18 protein-coding genes are annotated in these 17469 nt (G+C 46.6%); 4 read left to right on the forward strand and 14 right to left on the reverse strand.

Annotated elements, in window-relative coordinates; translation table 11 throughout:
- Position 1 precedes the first annotated feature (1 nt).
- The 8 genes from hscA to trmJ all read right to left on the reverse strand — a co-directional run bounded on the left by hscA (position 2) and on the right by trmJ (position 6565).
- Positions 2 to 1858: a Fe-S protein assembly chaperone HscA gene (hscA, locus tag P3C17_RS05545; protein ID WP_300928476.1), complete on the reverse strand. Its 1857-nt coding sequence runs from the start codon at positions 1856 to 1858 to the stop codon at positions 2 to 4.
- An 8-nt stretch (positions 1859 to 1866) separates the two neighbouring features.
- A complete protein-coding gene (gene hscB / locus P3C17_RS05550) occupies positions 1867 to 2388 on the reverse strand; it encodes a co-chaperone HscB (protein WP_233081646.1) in 522 nt (173 codons plus the stop codon).
- Between the two features lie 12 nt (positions 2389 to 2400).
- Positions 2401 to 2724 (reverse strand): iron-sulfur cluster assembly protein IscA, encoded by a 324-nt coding sequence (gene iscA / locus P3C17_RS05555; protein ID WP_300928477.1) that lies wholly within the window; start codon positions 2722 to 2724, stop codon positions 2401 to 2403.
- A 3-nt stretch (positions 2725 to 2727) separates the two neighbouring features.
- Positions 2728 to 3111: a Fe-S cluster assembly scaffold IscU gene (gene iscU, locus P3C17_RS05560; protein ID WP_127025628.1), complete on the reverse strand. Its 384-nt coding sequence runs from the start codon at positions 3109 to 3111 to the stop codon at positions 2728 to 2730.
- Between the two features lie 41 nt (positions 3112 to 3152).
- Positions 3153 to 4367, reverse strand: coding sequence for an IscS subfamily cysteine desulfurase (locus P3C17_RS05565; protein ID WP_300928478.1), 1215 nt, complete (start codon positions 4365 to 4367; stop codon positions 3153 to 3155).
- A gap of 19 nt (positions 4368 to 4386) precedes the next feature.
- A complete protein-coding gene (gene iscR, locus P3C17_RS05570) occupies positions 4387 to 4869 on the reverse strand; it encodes a Fe-S cluster assembly transcriptional regulator IscR (protein ID WP_233008344.1) in 483 nt (160 codons plus the stop codon).
- Positions 4870 to 5013: 144 nt separating this feature from the next.
- A complete protein-coding gene (cysE, locus tag P3C17_RS05575; RefSeq protein ID WP_300928479.1) occupies positions 5014 to 5823 on the reverse strand; it encodes a serine O-acetyltransferase in 810 nt (269 codons plus the stop codon).
- Positions 5824 to 5839: 16 nt separating this feature from the next.
- Positions 5840 to 6565 carry a tRNA (cytosine(32)/uridine(32)-2'-O)-methyltransferase TrmJ gene (gene trmJ, locus P3C17_RS05580; RefSeq protein WP_300928480.1) on the reverse strand — a complete coding sequence of 242 codons (726 nt, stop codon included), beginning with the start codon at positions 6563 to 6565 and terminating at the stop codon, positions 5840 to 5842.
- Between the two features lie 260 nt (positions 6566 to 6825).
- Between trmJ and P3C17_RS05585 the strand changes: the two genes are divergently transcribed.
- The 3 genes from P3C17_RS05585 (at position 6826) to P3C17_RS05595 (ending at position 11017) form a co-directional block, all read left to right on the forward strand.
- Entirely contained in the window at positions 6826 to 7650 is an 825-nt protein-coding gene (locus P3C17_RS05585) for a methyltransferase (RefSeq protein WP_300928481.1), read from the forward strand.
- 74 nt (positions 7651 to 7724) lie between these two features.
- Entirely contained in the window at positions 7725 to 9011 is a 1287-nt protein-coding gene (gene purD, locus P3C17_RS05590; protein WP_300928482.1) for a phosphoribosylamine--glycine ligase, read from the forward strand.
- 230 nt (positions 9012 to 9241) lie between these two features.
- Positions 9242 to 11017: an ExeM/NucH family extracellular endonuclease gene (locus tag P3C17_RS05595; RefSeq protein WP_300928483.1), complete on the forward strand. Its 1776-nt coding sequence runs from the start codon at positions 9242 to 9244 to the stop codon at positions 11015 to 11017.
- A 36-nt stretch (positions 11018 to 11053) separates the two neighbouring features.
- Here the strand turns inward: P3C17_RS05595 and P3C17_RS05600 are convergent, their stop codons facing one another.
- On the reverse strand, positions 11054 to 11923 hold the full coding sequence (locus P3C17_RS05600) for a hypothetical protein (protein ID WP_300928484.1): 870 nt from the start codon (positions 11921 to 11923) through the stop codon (positions 11054 to 11056).
- Positions 11924 to 12031: 108 nt separating this feature from the next.
- Between P3C17_RS05600 and P3C17_RS05605 the strand changes: the two genes are divergently transcribed.
- Positions 12032 to 12925, forward strand: a complete 894-nt coding sequence (locus P3C17_RS05605; RefSeq protein WP_127684794.1) for a phosphoribulokinase — start codon at positions 12032 to 12034, stop codon at positions 12923 to 12925.
- Positions 12926 to 12987: 62 nt separating this feature from the next.
- Here P3C17_RS05605 and speD read toward each other — a convergent pair whose 3' ends face one another.
- The 5 genes from speD to astA form a co-directional block, all read right to left on the reverse strand.
- Positions 12988 to 13794 carry an adenosylmethionine decarboxylase gene (speD, locus tag P3C17_RS05610; protein ID WP_300928485.1) on the reverse strand — a complete coding sequence of 269 codons (807 nt, stop codon included), beginning with the start codon at positions 13792 to 13794 and terminating at the stop codon, positions 12988 to 12990.
- Between the two features lie 63 nt (positions 13795 to 13857).
- On the reverse strand, positions 13858 to 14286 hold the full coding sequence (locus P3C17_RS05615; RefSeq protein ID WP_300928486.1) for an OsmC family protein: 429 nt from the start codon (positions 14284 to 14286) through the stop codon (positions 13858 to 13860).
- 70 nt (positions 14287 to 14356) lie between these two features.
- Positions 14357 to 14707, reverse strand: coding sequence for a DUF3802 family protein (locus P3C17_RS05620; protein ID WP_233008334.1), 351 nt, complete (start codon positions 14705 to 14707; stop codon positions 14357 to 14359).
- A 175-nt stretch (positions 14708 to 14882) separates the two neighbouring features.
- Entirely contained in the window at positions 14883 to 16355 is a 1473-nt protein-coding gene (astD, locus tag P3C17_RS05625; protein ID WP_300928487.1) for a succinylglutamate-semialdehyde dehydrogenase, read from the reverse strand.
- Between the two features lie 32 nt (positions 16356 to 16387).
- On the reverse strand, positions 16388 to 17404 hold the full coding sequence (gene astA / locus P3C17_RS05630; protein ID WP_300928488.1) for an arginine N-succinyltransferase: 1017 nt from the start codon (positions 17402 to 17404) through the stop codon (positions 16388 to 16390).
- Between the last annotated feature and the right edge of the window lie 65 nt (positions 17405 to 17469).

Raw genomic sequence — 17469 nt, forward strand, 5'->3', positions numbered from 1 at the left:
ATCAGACCTCGTCAACCTTATGACCTTGCAACGCCTTACGGATGGATATATCCATACGGCGCGCTGCAAACTCATCCGTTATATGATTGGTATGTTCAATGGCGGCTTTAATAGCGGCCGTGTTGTCGCCTTGTTTCACTGTCGCAAGTTCAGCAAGGGCTTGTTCTACACTTAATTTTTCTTCTGCAGTTAAAAGTGCCGCATCGGCATTTAAAGCCGCACTGACAGCTTCCAATACCCGTTCTGCTTCTACTTGCTGCTCTTTTAACAAGCGCAGCTGCATATCCTGTTTGGCATACAACATAGAGCTTTGGATCATGGTCGCAACCTGATCGTCACTTAAACCGTACGAAGGTTTCACCTGAATACTGGCACTGACCCCTGTCGATTTCTCTTGTGCTGTGACACTTAATAAACCATCGGCATCAACCTGAAAAGTGACACGAATATGAGCGCCACCGGCGGCCATAGCCGGAATATTGGTCAGATTAAAACGCGCCAGAGAACGACAGGCATCCACCAGTTCACGTTCACCTTGCAACACATGAATAGCCATAGCGGTCTGGCCATCTTTAAAAGTGGTAAATTCCTGAGCACGGGCCACAGGAATAACGGTATTACGTGGAATGATTTTCTCCACTAATCCGCCCATAGTTTCTAAACCTAAAGACAGAGGTATCACATCTAAAAGCAAGGTATCGTGGTCAGATTTATTACCCACCAGCACGTTGGCCTGAATAGCAGCGCCTATGGCGACTACTTTATCCGGGTCAATCGACGTTAAAGGCTCTGCGGCAAAAAACTCCGCCACAGCGCTTCGTACTAATGGCACGCGGGTAGAGCCACCGACCATTACCACTTGTTGAATTTCTTCGGTGTCTAAACCGGCATCACGCAATACTTGTTTACAGGCACGAATGGTTTTACGCACTAAAGGCTGAATTAAGGCATCAAAATCAGTACGACTGATTTGGCCTTTGAATTCACCGCCAGCGAGTGGCAGGACAAAGTCCAGCTGCTCAGTTGTACTTAAGTTTTCTTTGATTTGACGGGCGCTCACCAAATACTGGCGCAGCTCTGAATGCGAAAGTGTAGTCTGACCGGTTTGCTGTTGTAACCAGTTGACTAAAGCATGGTCAAAATCATCACCACCTAAAGCCGAGTCACCACCTGTGGCCAGCACCTCAAACACACCACGCTTTAAGCGCAATATGGAGATATCAAAAGTGCCACCACCTAAATCGTAAACAGCAACCACACCTTCCTGACCTGAATCCAGGCCATAAGCTAAAGCTGCAGCTGTAGGCTCGTTCAATAAACGTAATACGTTTAAACCTGCCAGTTTGGCAGCATCTTTGGTGGCTTGACGTTGCGAGTCATCAAAATAAGCAGGCACAGTAATGACCACACCTGTCAGCTCGCCACCTAAGGTCTGGCTTGCTGTATCTGCTAAAGTCGCCAGAATCTCAGCTGAAACTTCCACCGGGTTTTTAATGCCCTGAATGGTGTTGATTGCCACTAAACCTGATTGGTCCACCAGCTCGTACGGAATATGCTCAGCATCGGCGTTGATTTCAGCAAAACCACGGCCCATTAAACGTTTGACCGACACTATGGTGTTGTGTGGGTCCAGCACAGCATCCGCTGCGGCGGCATGACCGACTATGACGTTATCTGCGGTGTAACGCACCACAGAAGGCACCATGTCCTGACCCGCTTTATTAAACAGCGTTTTGGCTTCGCCACTGCGAACAGTAGCAACCAGCGAATTGGTGGTACCGAGATCAATACCTGCGGCTAACTTGTGCTGATGTGGAGCCGCGCTTTGACCGGGCTCTGCAATTTGTAATAACGCCATGCTGCTCTTTAATCTTGTGTTTGTTCAATCAGCTCCAGCTCGTGCTGTAGCTTAAAGAAAAATTTGAGTTTGCGGATTATATCAGCCGCCTGATGATCATGCTCAGGGTTGTTGGCATCCAGTGCCGATTGCAACTGTCGTAATAAGGCTTTTTTCTGCTGCTGAATTTGCTGGTCGGCTTCGTCAATTAACGCATCAGGATCAGCGGCGTCGCTAATCTCAGCCAGCAATTCGCGTAATTCCATTTGCTGCATTAAAAATGCAGGCTCCATAAAGCTGCGCTGCTCGTTACTGATTTTTAAACCCCGTAACGCCAGTAAATGTTCGGCACGTAATAACGGCTGCTTTAAACTGTGATACGCATCGTTGATATTGGCCGCCTGTTGCACCGCCATCAGCTTATCGCGCTCAGAGCCTGCAGCATGTTTATCCGGATGAAATTGACGTTGCAATTCCAGATAACGAGTGCCTAATTCAGTCAAATCCAGCTCGAACTGAGCTGGCAGATGAAAAAGCTGAAAGTAATTCATCTGCGCCCTTCGTTAAACGGTGAAGCTTTCGCCACAACCACATTCGCCATTGACGTTTGGGTTGTTAAACTGGAACCCTTCGTTTAAACCTTCTTTGACAAAATCAAGCTGAGTGCCGTCTATATAGACCAGACTTTTACCGTCAACGATGAGTTTCAGATCGTTGTGTTCAAACACCTGATCGTCATCATTTAACTCGTCAACAAACTCCAGCACATAAGCTAAACCTGAACAGCCTGTGGTTTTTACACCCACACGCAAGCCAAGTCCTTTGCCTCTGTTGCTCAGAAAACTTCTGACGCGATCCGCTGCCGCTGGTGTCATTGAAATAGCCATAACTTAGTTCCCGTGACGTTGTTTGTAATCAGCAATGGCTGCTTTGATTGCATCTTCCGCCAGAATAGAACAGTGAATTTTTACCGGAGGTAAAGCCAATTCCTGCGCTATATCGGTGTTTTTAATTAAAGCAGCTTCGTCGATGCTTTTGCCTTTAACCCATTCAGTGACTAATGAGCTGGATGCAATAGCGCTGCCACAGCCATAAGTCTTGAACTTGGCATCTTCAATAATGCCCTGGTCATTAATTTTTAACTGTAACTTCATCACGTCACCACAAGCCGGTGCGCCAACCATACCTGTAGCTATAGTTGGGTCGTCTTTAGCGAATGAACCGACGTTACGCGGATTTTCATAGTGATCGATGACTTTAGTACTGTATGCCATGATTCTTTTCCTCAAATGCCCTTGGGCATATTGCTGCTAGCTTAGTGTGCAACCCAGGCTACGCTGCCTAAATCCACGCCGTCTTTGTACATTTCCCACAGAGGTGACATGTCGCGTAATTTACCAATAGCGTCATGCACAATCTTGATGGTGTGATCAATTTGCTCTTCCGTGGTGTAACGGCCGATGCTGAAACGAATAGAACTGTGTGCCAGCTCGTCGGTTAAACCTAAAGCACGTAACACGTACGAAGGTTCCAGACTGGCTGAAGTACAAGCTGAACCTGAAGATACGGCGATATCTTTTAACGCCATAATCAGGGACTCACCTTCAACATAGTTAAAGCTGACGTTAGTAATACCAGGCACACGTTGCACTGCATCACCATTTAAAAACACCTGTTCGATGTCTTTAATGCCATCCAGCAGACGGTCACGTAACACAGCTACACGTTCACGCTCAGCATGCATTTCTTCTTTGGCAATACGGAAAGCTTCACCCATAGCCACTATCTGGTGCGTAGCTAAAGTGCCTGAACGCATACCGCGCTCATGACCACCACCGTGCGTCTGAGCTTCTAAACGAATACGTGGCTTACGGCGCACATATAAAGCACCAATGCCTTTTGGACCATAAGTTTTATGACCAGAGAACGACATCAGATCGACTTTTAAGGTCTCTAAATCGATATCCACTTTGCCTGTAGCCTGAGCCGCATCTACATGGAAAATAATACCTTTGCTGCGGCACAGCTCGCCAATAGCTGCGATATCCTGGATCACACCAATTTCGTTGTTGACGAACATGATGCTAATCACAGTAGTATCTGGGCGGATAGCAGCAGTTAACTTGTCTAAGTCGACTAAACCACTGGCTTCCACGTCCAGATAAGTCACTTCAAAACCTTCACGTTCCAAAGAGCGCATGGTGTCCAGTACAGCTTTGTGTTCGGTTTTGGCGGTGATCAGGTGTTTACCTTTTTTATGGTAAAACTGTGCTGCGCCTTTAATGGCTAAGTTGTTTGATTCGGTCGCGCCTGAAGTGAATACAATTTCACGTGGGTCGGCGTTGACCAGTTCGGCAATTTGCGCACGGGCAATTTCTACCGCTTCTTCTGCCTGCCAGCCGAACTTGTGCGAACGAGACGCTGGATTACCAAAACAGCCATCCATAGTCAAAAATTGCATCAGTTTTTCGGCCACCCGCGGATCAACCGGGGTTGTGGCTGCATAATCTAAATAAATAGGTAGCTTCATTTTCTGCTCCGGCTTTTGCCTACAACTGGCAACTGACTTCAATTTCAGTTGCTGGATTTTTTAACACACGGCCATCTTGCCGTTTCGCCACTTTTTTCACTTCATTCTGGCGAACCAGTTCACCTAAAGTGATACCGGTGAGGAAGTCTTCGATACGATCGCTTAAGTCTGTCCACAAGGTGTGGGTTAAACATTTAGCGCCGCTTTGACAATCAGATTTACCCTGACAACGTGTGGCATCTACGGACTCATCGACCGCACTGATCACAGCAGACACCGATATTTGCATCGGATCCAGGCCCAACTGGTAACCACCACCAGGACCACGCACACTGCTGACCAGACCTTGTTTGCGTAAACGGGCAAACAACTGTTCAAGGTAAGACAGGGAAATACCCTGCCGTTCAGAGATATCCGCCAATGAAACCGGGCCAGACTCAGCATGTAATGCAACATCCAGCATAGCGGTCACAGCGTAACGGCCTTTTGAAGTTAAACGCATAACGGACTCCCTGAAACGAATGGCGCAAATTGTACATTCTTGACTGTTTTAGTCAAGTATTAATCCTACCGTTTTAGTCAGGTATTATCCGTTTAGGTTCAACTCTTTTTCCGATGAATCGATCGGCTGTGCTTATCTGCGTTGTTAAATAGTCGGGTCAAAAGCATCCACTGCTTTTTTACGTTGTTCAGCCGCTTCACGTTCAGCCTGAATAAAAGCTTCGTCTTCAATGGCAATTTCCGGCACTATTTCGCAGACGTTACCACCAAGCTTGTTGACGCTTTGGCACAGCTCCGTCACTTTGTTATCGAGAAAATGCATATGATCCAGCATCCGCCCCATCGCATTGGCCACTGGATCCGGGTTATCGCTCGACACCGCATAGGCATCAAAACCAAACTTTTTCGCCATTTGCTGACGCTGCTCAGTCAGTTCCATATCCTGTTTGGCGACAATACGGCCAGGAATACCCACCACTGTGGCTCCCGCCGGCACATCTTTGACCACCACAGCATTTGAACCTATGCGGGCAGACTCACCAACATACAAAGGCCCTAAAATTTTTGCGCCTGCACCTATGACGACACCATTGCCTAAAGTCGGGTGACGTTTGCCCGGATTCCAGCTGGTGCCACCTAAAGTCACACCATGGTACAAAGTGACGTCATCACCAATTTCAGCGGTTTCGCCTATCACCACACCCATACCATGGTCGATAAAAAAACGACGGCCAATTTTAGCACCAGGGTGAATTTCAACCCCTGTTAACCAACGCGCTATGGTGCTTAAGAAACGCGCCAGCCATTTCCAATTGGCTAACCATAAGCGATGATTCATTCTGTGCCACCAAATGGCATGCAACCCAGGATAGTTAGTCAGTACTTCAAAAGCACTACGCGCCGCCGGGTCCCGCTCGAACACACTTTTAATGTCTTCTTTGATACCTGCAAACATCTTACAAATCCTATTTTTATTGAGGCTTGGTTGTGCGTTGAATCGAGGCCAGAATGCCACGCAAAATATTCAGTTCCTGATCATCAGGTCTGGAACGGGCAAATAAACGACGCAAACGCGCCATCACAATGCCTGGGTGCTGCTTGATGATAAAACCTGTATCACTTAAGGTTTGTTCCAGATGAACATAAAACTTCTCCATCTGGTCTATTTCCGGATAAACAGTTAAATCCGCTTCGGGGGTTTTATCCTGTTGCGCTAAAAAGGCGACCCGAACTTCATAAGCAATAATCTGTACAGCCATGGCTAAATTCAGGGAGCTATATTCAGGATTGGCCGGGATACAAACATGGTAGTTACACATTTGCAGTTCTTCGTTGGTCAGGCCATTGTTTTCACGACCGAACACCAGAGCTACAGGTTTTTGTGTGGCTTCCAGCACAGCTTTTTCGCCGCATTCACGCGGCTCCAGCATAGGCCAGGATAAAGTGCGGGAACGGGCACTGCTGCCAACCACTAAACCACAATCTGCAATAGCCTGCTCTAAGGTATCCACCACCTGTGCATTGGCCAGAATATCACTGGCGCCTGCAGATAACGCATAAGCCTGACCGTCTGGTAATTCTTTTGGTGACACCAGCACCAGCTTGCTCAGACCCATAGTTTTCATAGCGCGGGCAACTGAACCTATGTTTCCGGTATGAGAGGTACCCACTAACACAATTCGGATTTGCTCTAACATGCCAGCTCCAGCCTATACTTATAAGAGAAACCTGTTACTGTTCTGAAGCCATCTTCAGCAAGGCAACAAGCTTAAAAATTCAAGGGGCGGCATTTTATCACAGCATATAATTTTTGTTGATTGAAATTTGGCAGTCCAGCCATCTGAAATTTTTAGTGCAGATTTACATCCCACAAATACGACCGCTGGTGATTTCTGACTGCAAAAGCTGTTGTGCTTTGCTACACTAGCGCCGGTTTTTAACTCAGAAGGATCGTGTTATGAAGGCGTTATCGCAATTCGTTTTAGCATCCAGTTTAGTGCTTAGCCAGTTTTCTTTTGCAAACACTGATACCACAGCTTTACAGCAGGCGCTGCAAAACCCAGCCCGCTCTGAAGCCAATAAAGCACGTGATCAATACAGAAACCCTGTTGAAACCCTACATTTTTTTGGGGTGACACCACAAAGTACTGTGGTAGAAATATCACCAGGTGGTGGTTGGTACACTGAAATTCTGGCTCCATTATTGGCCAAAGAGGGCAAATACTATGCAGCTCATTTCCCTGCCAACAGCACCTCTGAATACGCAACACGCAACCTGAAAGCTTTTAAAGAAAAGCTTGCCTCTAATGAAGCGTATAAAAACGTGGTTGTGACCGAATTCTCTCCTTTACCAGACCAGCAAGTAGCTCCAGCCAACAGTGCTGATGTAGTACTGACCTTCCGCAACCTGCACAACTGGTATATGCAAAAAGGTGAACAAGGCACGATCGATGCTTTTAAATCCTTTTACGCGGCTTTAAAGCCGGGTGGTGTGTTAGGCGTAGTGGAACACCGTTTACCTGAAGATAAAAAATCAGCTGACTGGTTAAAATCAGGCTATTTCCCACAAAGTTTAGCGGTTGAGTTGGCGCAAAAAGCTGGTTTTGTCTTAGAGCAGAGCAGCGAAATTAACGCCAATCCAAAAGATACAGCAGACCATCCAGGTGGCGTCTGGACTTTGCCTCCTACTCTGTCACAAAAAGAGCAGGACAAAGACAAGTACCTGGCCATTGGTGAAAGTGACCGTATGACTCTGAAATTCCGCAAACCAGCAGCCAAATAGGCTGCTGTTTGTTTTAGTCACACTGATTTTTAGTTTTTGATATTTTTTAGTTTTTGATTAGGGCGAGACTGACGATGAAAGTATTAGTAATAGGTGGTGGTGGTCGTGAACATGCTCTGGCATGGAAAGCAGCACAATCGGCTCATGTGACACAAGTCTTTGTAGCTCCGGGCAACGCAGGTACTGCGCTCGAAGCGAATCTGACCAACGTGGCTATTGCAGCAGACGATGTGCCAGCCCTGACCGCTTTTGCCAAAAGCGAAGGCATAGCTTTGACTATAGTGGGTCCTGAAGCACCACTGGCCAAAGGTGTGGTCGATACCTTCCGTCAGCAGGGTCTGGCTATTTTTGGCCCGACCCAAGCCTCTGCTCAGTTAGAAAGCTCGAAAGCTTTTGCCAAAGACTTTTTAGCCCGTCATAAAATTCCAACGGCATCTTACGCCAACTTTACTGACATAGCGCCGGCTAAAGCTTATGTCAAAGCCAATGGCACTCCTATTGTGATCAAGGCCGATGGTTTAGCTGCAGGCAAAGGCGTGATTATCGCTCAGACTGAAGCTGAAGCTTTTGCTGCCATTGACGATATGCTGGCTGGCAATAAGTTTGGCTCTGCCGGCAGCCGTGTGGTGATTGAAGAGTTTTTAACAGGTGAAGAAGCCTCCTTTATTGTGATGGTAGATGGCACCCACGCTTTGGCTTTTGCGTCATCTCAGGATCACAAAGCCCGTGATGACGGCGACAAAGGCCCAAATACCGGTGGGATGGGCGCTTATTCTCCGGCGCCGGTAGTAACACCAGCAGTGCATGATTGGGTGATGCAAAACGTCATTTACCCAACAGTGAATGGTATGGCGTCTGAAGGCCATATCTACACAGGTTTCCTTTATGCAGGTTTGATGGTATCGCCTGATGGCACTTGTAAAGTACTGGAATTTAACTGCCGTTTTGGTGACCCTGAAACTCAGCCTATTATGATGCGTTTACAATCCGATTTAGTAGAGCTGTGTCAGGCTGCTGTAGAAGGTAAATTAGCCCAACAAGAAATTAAATTCGACAGCCGTGCCGCTGTAGGTGTAGTGCTGGCCGCTGGTGGTTATCCGGATGATTACCGCAAAGGTGATGTGATTTCGGGTTTACCTACAGAAGACAGCCGTGAAGCCAAAGTATTCCACGCTGGCACAGTCTTAAAAGACGGTCAGGTATTAACGGCTGGTGGCCGTGTATTGTGCGCTACAGCTTTGGGCGCTAATGTCACAGAGGCACAAAAAGCAGCCTACGAGCTAACCGACAAGGTGCAGTGGGACGGCGTCTTCAGTCGTAGAGATATTGGCTATCGCGCCATCGCCCGCGAAAAGAATTAAAGGTATTAGTTGATTACTAAGGCGCCGTTGTGGCGCCTTTTTTATTCGCTGCCAYCCATGGCGCTYACCCTTAGGGCCATCGTCGCTGCGYTCCAATGTTAAAAATTGCTCCGGGCAATTTTTTATTTCATCGCTATTCACAGCAATTTCATACGAAATTCAACGATTTGCCCTTGTAGATTTTTCTGGGTGCCTTAGGCTGTACAGATCTGTTTTAAAGGACACTTTTGATGAAATTATCCATTTTTACTTTACTGGTACTGGCCGCAGGATCCTTTGGTGTATCTGCGACTTGTCAGACAGAAACCACTATTGCAGCAGTTCAGGGCGATGCTAAACAAAGTCCGCTGTTAAACAAAACAGTGTCTACATCAGGTGTAGTCACTGCTGTTCTTTATCCGGGCAGTAAAGCAGCCGGGGTTTTGATCCAAAGCCTGAACCCTGATACTAATCCAAAAACCAGTGACGCCTTATTTATTGCTGATAAAAAGCTGGTTCAACAGGCAAAAGCAGGTCAACAGCTTGAAGTCACGGGTAAAGTGGTTGAGATAAACGGCATGACAGCTTTGGTGGATGTAAAAACCTCAGTCTGTGGTCAACAGGAAGCGCCAAAACCTGTAGTGGCAACATTGCCAGTAAAATCCAAACAAGACTGGGAAGCTTTGGAAGGTCAGTATTTGTCCTTTCCTCAAGCCTTAATAGTCAACGACACTTATCCGTTAGCACGCTACGGTGAAGTTTTATTGGCCGATAAAAGACTCTGGATAGCCACCGAGCTACACAGACCAGGTAAAGCAGCAAAAGAGTTGGAGCAACAACAGAATTTAAGTCAGCTCTGGCTGGATGATGGGATTTTTGAGCAGAACCCGGATCCTGTGCTCTTCCCTGGCGGCAATTTATCAGCCAGCAATACTGTGCGGGTTGGCGATACAGTAAAAAACCTGCAGGGTTATTTAATTGAAACTAAGCAGGGTTATCGCTTAGTTGCGGCACAAGTGCCGGATTTTGCAGCCAGCAATGCAAGAACTGGAGCACCTAAAGCCAAAGCCGCTGATCATATTCGGGTCGCGAGTTTTAACGTGCTGAACTTTTTTACCGGCGAAACTGCGGCTAACCCTTTCCCTACCCGCCGTGGTGCTACAAATGCAAATGAGCTGCAGCGCCAACAAGCCAAAATGATAGCGGCTTTGTCCGGTATGGATGCTGATGTGATAGGTTTACTGGAAGTAGAAAATAACGGTTTTGATCAGCGCAGTGCTTTGGCGACTTTGGTCCGAGAGCTGAATAAAGCCTTAGGAGAGCAACGTTATGCTTTTGTGCAGCCGCAACAGGCGTTAGGGGGTGACGCTATTAAAGTGGCTCTTATCTACAACCAACATAAAGTCACAGAAGCTGGCAAAGCAGTGATGATTGCCGAAGGCCCCTTTGCTTATGGTTCGAGAGCCCCTTTGACTCAGACATTTAAAGCCAAATCCACAGAAGGCCTTTTTACTGTCAGTGTGAATCACTTTAAATCCAAAGGCAGTTGCCCGGAAGATAAAGCCGCTGTAGACAATGGCAACAGGGATAATAAAGATGGTCAGAGCTGCTGGAATCAATCCCGTGTTTTGGCCTCCAAAGCCTTATCTGCCTGGTTACAGACCCAGCCCACTGGCGTCAATACACCTCATCAGCTGGTGATTGGGGATTTAAATGCCTACCGTCAGGAAGATCCGATTTATACACTGGAACAAGCAGGTTGGGTGCATCTGGCTCCCAAAGATGAAAGCGGGCATTATTCTTATGTGTTCAGAGGCCGCACAGGTTCATTGGATCATGCGCTTGCCAGCAAAACTATGGCAACACAACTGACCTTATTCCAGCACTGGGCTATTAATGCGGATGAACCAGCCGTGCTGGATTACAACACTGAGTTTAAATCGCAAGCTCAGCAAAAAACCTTATACGCCCCGGATCCATTCCGTTCATCGGATCATGACCCGGTTTTAATCGACTTTAAGTTTTAAACCTCAGGGTCAGAGCTGATAGCTCTGACCCTTCTTTTACGCCTTACAAACAAAAGCCAGTTGGCTACGTGCTTTATTCAGTGCAAAACGGCTGATTTCGGTGCCACATTCTTTGGATAAATCCAGCCACAAGTTCCATTCTTGTTTGCCCTGAACCTGCCACTGATAAATTTTAGTGCCGGCAGAAACCAATAAGATATCTTCGGACCACCAGACTAAATCCTGGCCTCCAGCTGGAAGCGCCAATTCAGTTTGAGTGTTCGCCTTGGTTTTTACATCGTAAGAACTTAAATACAACTGATCGTGTTTAGCCTGAGTGTAATAACCTTTCTGAGTACCGGGCTGCCAGCTTAAAGCCCGGCCTACCCCTGTCGCCAGCGTCGTCAGCTTTCCGTCTTGATCCAGATAACGCACTGTGTGGTTATCTTCTTTATCACCCAAAATAAACAACAATAAATCCTGATGCGGCCCCCAGGCATGATAACCGACACCTTTGGGCTCTGTTTTCAGTAAACTGCTGTTACCTTGCCAGTCCACTTTCCATAATCGTTGCGTTTGATCCGCTTCTACCACCACAACAGAAACACCTAAACCATCAGGCAGTAAGGTCGGTGAATATTCACTTAACGCTGTTTTAGTCAGCACATCTTGTTTTTTATCCGCGAGAACATAAACGCCAATATCGGTTTGCACCGCTGCATCTTTGCCCTGCTCCAGCGTAAAAAACAAGCTTTTCCCATCATTACTAAAAGCTGGCTGGTTGATATAAGTCGGAATTTCGTTAATTTTTATTCTATTAGAAATAGATAAATCTTTCGATAAATCAGTCAGATATAAATTGTATTGTGGCAAGGCAGCTGCCACTGGCAACGCCATCACAGCCAAAGCAAGAGAAAATGATCGCACTTGATGGTCCTTCTCTGTTCATCAGCAGCAGCTTCATTACTGTGCTTGCAGTAACCTTACTTTATCCTTTATGGTAGTCGGCTGACAATCAACACAACCTGGCTTTTTATGTCTCACAAAAACCCTATTATTGCGGTCACAGGCTCCTCAGGTGCTGGCACCACCACCACGATGAGCGCCTTTTCCCATATATTCCGCAGCCTTGGTATTGATGCCGGTTTTGTTGCAGGGGATTGTTTTCACAAATACAGCAGACCAGAAATGGATCTGGAAATACGTAAAGCCAAAGAGCAAGGTAAACATATCAGCTATTTTGGTGCTGAAGCCAACGACTTTGCCGCTTTAGAATCGCTGTTCTCCAGCTATGCCGAAACAGGCACAGGTAAAGTACGACAGTATTTGCATACCTTTGATGAAGCAGTGCCTTACAACCAACTGCCTGGTACTTTTACGCCCTGGCAGGATTTACGGCCCAACACCGACTTATTGTTTTATGAAGGCTTACATGGTGGTGTGGTGACAGAACAAAACAATGTCGCCCAGCATGTGGATTTGCTGATCGGCATGGTGCCTATTGTCAACTTAGAGTGGATCCAGAAAATTATCCGCGATACTTCAGAACGGGGCCATAGCCGTGAGGCTGTGATGTCGAGCATAGTGCGCAGCATGGATGATTATGTGAATCAGATCACTCCACAGTTTTCACGCACTCATATTAACTTCCAACGTGTGCCAACAGTCGATACCTCAAACCCCTTCAGCGCCAAAGATATTCCGTCTTTAGATGAAAGTTTTGTCGTGATCCGTTTTCGCGGTATTAAACATGTCGACTTCCCTTACTACCTGCAAATGATCAACGGCGCTTTTATGTCGCGGGTTAATACATTGGTGGTGCCGGGTGGCAAAATGAATTTAGCCATGGAGCTGATTTTAACGCCACTGGTAGAGCAGCTGATTATTAAAAGGCGTCAGGCCAGAGGTCAGATTAACTGGTTAGAATAAAAATGGGGTCAGATCACATTATTGGCCAGGCCAATAATGTGATCTGACCCCATTTTTAAATCTTATTCCATTTCCGGTAAATTACGGCCGTAAAAAATTTCCCGCATTTCGCGTTTCACTTTTTTATTGATGACTTTGCGCTCAACGTCATCCAGTTCACCCACACCAGTACCAAACAGATAGTTGTTTAAATCATACTCTTTGAGCATCATTTTGGTATGGAACAGGTTTTCCTGATACACATTCACATCCACCATCTGGAAGGCATTTTTGGTCTGCTCGTCCATAAAATTCTGAATCGAATGAATAGGATGGTCTATGTAGTGTTTGACACCTTTCACATCACGGGTAAAACCACGTACCCGGTAGTCTATGGTCACTATGTCCGATTCAAAGCTGTGGATCAGGAAGTTCAGCGCTTTCAGTGGCGAAATTAAGCCACAAGTTGACACTTCAATATCAGCACGGAAAGTACAAATGCCATCCTGTGGATGCACTTCAGGGTAGGTGTGCACACAAATATGGCTTTTATCTAAATGAGCCACCACAGAATCCGGCAATGGGCCCGGGTTTTCTGAATTGTCCGGTGAACCTTCTATAGGTTCTTCACAGACCAGAATAGTCACGCTGGCACCTTGTGGATCATAATCCTGCCGGGCAATATTTAAAATGTTTGCGCCTATGATATCCACCACTTCACTCAGGATATCGGTCAGACGATCGGCATTGTATTGCTCGTCGATGTAGGAGATATACTCCTGACGATGCTGCTCAGTCTGGGCATAACAAATATCGTAAATGCTGAAACTCAGGCTTTTGGTCAGGTTATTAAAACCATGCAGTCTTAGTTTTTCAAAAGGTTTTACCACGTTCTTTTTACCTCAATAGTCAGAGCTGCAATTCAGTATAGAACAGCTGCACCGATGCAATCTTTATTCAGCCGCGGGCTGTACTTCGGATTGTTTCACACTAAAAGAATGAGTCACTTCAACACTTTGTGACAACATAATAGAAACTGAACAGTATTTCTCAGCCGACAGATTGACCGCCTTTTCCACATGTTTCTCGCTGACATTAAAACCTGTCACGACAAAATGCAGATGAATTTTGCTGAATACACGGGGAATAGTATCTACACGTTCACCAGTTAAAATCACTTCACAATCTGTGACTTGCTGGCGGGCTTTTTGCAAAATGCTGACGACGTCCACCGAAGAACAGGCACCTGCCGCCATCAACACCATTTCCATAGGGCTTGGGGCAGCACTGCCCTCTTTATGGGCATCAAACACCACATTGTGACCACTGTCAGAGCGGCCAATAAAGGTTTGGTCACCGGCCCATTTTACGCTGGCTTGCATAGGAGATCCTGTTGTCCGTAGTCAAAGAACGGCTATTTTACGGAAAACAGTCAGATGAGGCTAGTTAAGATTAATCCATCAAAGCCGCAATCGCAGTATCAAACAGATTTTTGATCAGCAAAGAAATCTCCTGAATGAGCTCAGTTTGCTGTGCAGTGGCAGGTTCTTCCAGTACCGAAGCAAGAACCTCCTGAAAGTCATACAAGATGCCGTCCACTTCCCGCACTATCATGCTGCGATGATTCATCTCCAATTCGGTATGCTGAGTACAGAGCTGGATAATTTGTTCAGCAATAGATTCTTCCAACACTTCACCCAGAGTTTTAGCTCCGGCGACGACTGGACCTCGTTGTTCAAACAAAGACAAATGTTCAGTCAAAAACTGGATCAGATGCTCGTAGCCGGGTTTATCAGTTACCATACAAAAGGGACACCTATAGTGCACAACACTGGATACTGGACTTTATCTGTGCTTGACACAAAAGCCCAGATAATTTGCCGATAAGTGAATGTCATTTAAGCAAATTTTGTTTGATAAAACAAATCGGGGCATAGCCCCGATTAAAATAAAACTTAAAAAACGAACTTTGTCAGGCTCAGAAGCTTAAACCCGGTGACAGCTGTTCTGGTAACTGTAACTGTTCAAGCTCCACTGAAGCGACCGGATAAGCACAATAATCTGCTGCATAATAAGCACTGGCCCTGTGATTACCGCTGCCGCCTATACCACCAAAAGGTGCTGCAGAGCTGGCTCCGGTAATAGGCCGGTTCCAGTTCACTATGCCTGCGCGGATTTTTCGGAAAAACAACTGATACAGTTCTTCATCATCCGACAATAAACCAGCAGACAAACCAAAGCTGGTGTTATTGGCAGCTTTAATCGCATCGCTGAATTGTGCAAAACGGAAGACTTTCAGCAGCGGGCCAAAGTGCTCTTCATCCGGCATACCGCTTATAGTGCTGCAATCCAGAATACCAGGGCTTAACATGGCAGGGCTTTGTGGTTGCTGCTGCATAGCCAGCAACACTTGAGCACCCCGTTCTATTAAATCCTGCTGCGCTTTGAGCATACCCAAAGCGGCTTTTTCGGAAATTAATGTGCCCATAAAAGGCTGCTCAACATCATCGTACAGCCCCACTTTCAGCGCTTTTGTCACGTCAAGCAAACGAGCCAGTATCGCATCGCCTTCTGCACCTAGCGGCAAATACAAGCGGCGCGCACAAGTACAACGCTGACCTGCAGAAATAAAAGCCGACTGAATAATGTCATGCACTGCCGCATCTATGTCTTTCACGTTCTGGACGATAAGAGGGTTATTGCCCCCCATTTCCAGCGCCAGAATTTTATGCGGCTGACCAGCAAACTGTTGATGTAAATAATGGCCAGTACCAGAGCTGCCGGTAAAAAATAAACCATCGATACCAGGGTGACTGGCAATAGCTTTACCTGTATCAATTTCGCCTTGCAGTAAATTCAGCACACCAGCAGGTAAGCCGGCTTTCTGCCATAACTGCACTGTCAGTTCGGCCACTTTTGGTGTCAGCTCGCTGGGTTTAAATACCACTGTATTACCGGCCAATAAAGCTGGCACTATATGGCCATTAGGTAAATGGCCTGGAAAGTTATAAGGGCCAAATACAGCCACTACCCCATGAGGCTTATGGCGGATCCAGGCTTTGCCTTGCGGCATAGGGTTTTCTTTCACCCCTGTTCTTTCCCGGTAAGCACGGGCAGAAATGTCGATTTTACCAATCATCGCCGCCACTTCAGTGCGGGTTTCCCACAAAGGTTTACCTGTTTCTTCAGCAATACACAAAGCGAATTGTTCTTTGTGGTCTGTCAGTTGTGCGGCAAAAGCGCGGGCTATATCTAAACGCGCATCAAAACTTAACTCGCTCCAGTCTTCAAAAGCAGTTCTGGCTGCTTCGACGGCACTGTTGACCTGAGTGGCATCTGCGCTCTGGCCTTGCCAGATCAACTGCTGTTTGGCTGGGTTTAACGAGGAAAATAACTGACCCGCGCCTTGTTGCCACTGACCATTGATAAATTGCACTGCTTGTTCTGTCATGATGTCTGTTCCACTTTACCTTGGATAATGGTTTAAATCCGGGCTAAACGCACCCAGTCGCCCTGAGTAACCTGCAATAGATCGGCACAGTCCTGGGGCAGAATCACCACCTCGCTGTTTTCATCAACATGCAGTTGCAACCAGGTCGCTCTGAAGTCTTCCAGCTTAGTGTTAGACACCATATAAGGCTGGCCACTTGTCACAGTACCAATCTGGACTTGCAGCTTACGGCTACCCCGTACAGTGCGGATATGCTCCACTTTGGCTTCGACCGTGGGGCCTGCATCAAAAATATCGACATAACCTGTATTAGAAAAACCTTCGGATTGCAGCAAAGCTAAAGCAGGACGGGTTTTTTCATGCACTTTGCCAATCACGGCCTGAGCTTCTTTACTCAATAAGCTGACGTAAATCGGGTATTTGGGCATTAGCTCGGCAATAAACACCTTCTGGCCTATGCCGGTCAGGTAGTCTGCTGTCGGAAAATCTACAGAAAAGAAGCTGTCCTGCAACCATTTCCAGAAGGGGGAATGACCGTCTTCATCCGACACACCACGCATTTCTGCAATGACTCTGTCAGCAAAACGTGAGCGGAATTCAGCAATAAATAAAAAACGGAACTTGGATAACAAGCGACCATTGTTTTGTTTGCGGCAGGATTCACGTAAAAACAGCGTACAAAGCTCAGAGACACCTGTGTAATCGTTGCACAAGGTCAGAATATCCACTGGGTTATAAACCCCTAAAGCGCGGGAGGTATGCACGACTTTACCTAAATGGTAATGATAAAACGCATCTTCCAATCCTACTGCAGCTTCAATGGCACTGGTACCAACCACTGCTCCTGTTTGTGGGTCTTCCAATACAAACAGATAACCTTCATCACCTGGCTTAACGACCTTTTTGGCAAAGGAGGCTTCTGATCGGCTAATTTTACGTTGTAACAACTCATCATTGACGGGCAACGAAGTAAAGCCATGACCTGATTCGACAGCAATGTCGTACAGTTCAGGATAATCTTCGGCTCGGATTGGGCGAATGACCATCATAGTCGCTTACTCCAGTTATTTTGCTTCAGAGCGCCTTTGAAAAGGCGCTTCATTTTTTGCTTTAT

It is taken from the genome of Rheinheimera sp. 1928-s (genome assembly GCF_029269265.1).
Taxonomy (GTDB): Bacteria; Pseudomonadota; Gammaproteobacteria; order Enterobacterales; family Alteromonadaceae; genus Pararheinheimera.

Excerpts from the sequence above, each read along its gene's own strand:
- hscA (WP_300928476.1), bottom strand. The coding sequence starts at position 1,858 with ATGGCGTTATTACAAATTGCAGAGCCCGGTCAAAGCGCGGCTCCACAT.
- hscB (WP_233081646.1), bottom strand. The coding sequence starts at position 2,388 with ATGAATTACTTTCAGCTTTTTCATCTGCCAGCTCAGTTCGAGCTGGAT.
- iscA (WP_300928477.1), bottom strand. The coding sequence starts at position 2,724 with ATGGCTATTTCAATGACACCAGCGGCAGCGGATCGCGTCAGAAGTTTT.
- iscU (WP_127025628.1), bottom strand. The coding sequence starts at position 3,111 with ATGGCATACAGTACTAAAGTCATCGATCACTATGAAAATCCGCGTAAC.
- P3C17_RS05565 (WP_300928478.1), bottom strand. The coding sequence starts at position 4,367 with ATGAAGCTACCTATTTATTTAGATTATGCAGCCACAACCCCGGTTGAT.
- iscR (WP_233008344.1), bottom strand. The coding sequence starts at position 4,869 with ATGCGTTTAACTTCAAAAGGCCGTTACGCTGTGACCGCTATGCTGGAT.
- cysE (WP_300928479.1), bottom strand. The coding sequence starts at position 5,823 with ATGTTTGCAGGTATCAAAGAAGACATTAAAAGTGTGTTCGAGCGGGAC.
- trmJ (WP_300928480.1), bottom strand. The coding sequence starts at position 6,565 with ATGTTAGAGCAAATCCGAATTGTGTTAGTGGGTACCTCTCATACCGGA.
- P3C17_RS05585 (WP_300928481.1), top strand. The coding sequence starts at position 6,826 with ATGAAGGCGTTATCGCAATTCGTTTTAGCATCCAGTTTAGTGCTTAGC.
- purD (WP_300928482.1), top strand. The coding sequence starts at position 7,725 with ATGAAAGTATTAGTAATAGGTGGTGGTGGTCGTGAACATGCTCTGGCA.
- P3C17_RS05595 (WP_300928483.1), top strand. The coding sequence starts at position 9,242 with ATGAAATTATCCATTTTTACTTTACTGGTACTGGCCGCAGGATCCTTT.
- P3C17_RS05605 (WP_127684794.1), top strand. The coding sequence starts at position 12,032 with ATGTCTCACAAAAACCCTATTATTGCGGTCACAGGCTCCTCAGGTGCT.
- P3C17_RS05615 (WP_300928486.1), bottom strand. The coding sequence starts at position 14,286 with ATGCAAGCCAGCGTAAAATGGGCCGGTGACCAAACCTTTATTGGCCGC.
- P3C17_RS05620 (WP_233008334.1), bottom strand. The coding sequence starts at position 14,707 with ATGGTAACTGATAAACCCGGCTACGAGCATCTGATCCAGTTTTTGACT.
- astD (WP_300928487.1), bottom strand. The coding sequence starts at position 16,355 with ATGACAGAACAAGCAGTGCAATTTATCAATGGTCAGTGGCAACAAGGC.
- astA (WP_300928488.1), bottom strand. The coding sequence starts at position 17,404 with ATGATGGTCATTCGCCCAATCCGAGCCGAAGATTATCCTGAACTGTAC.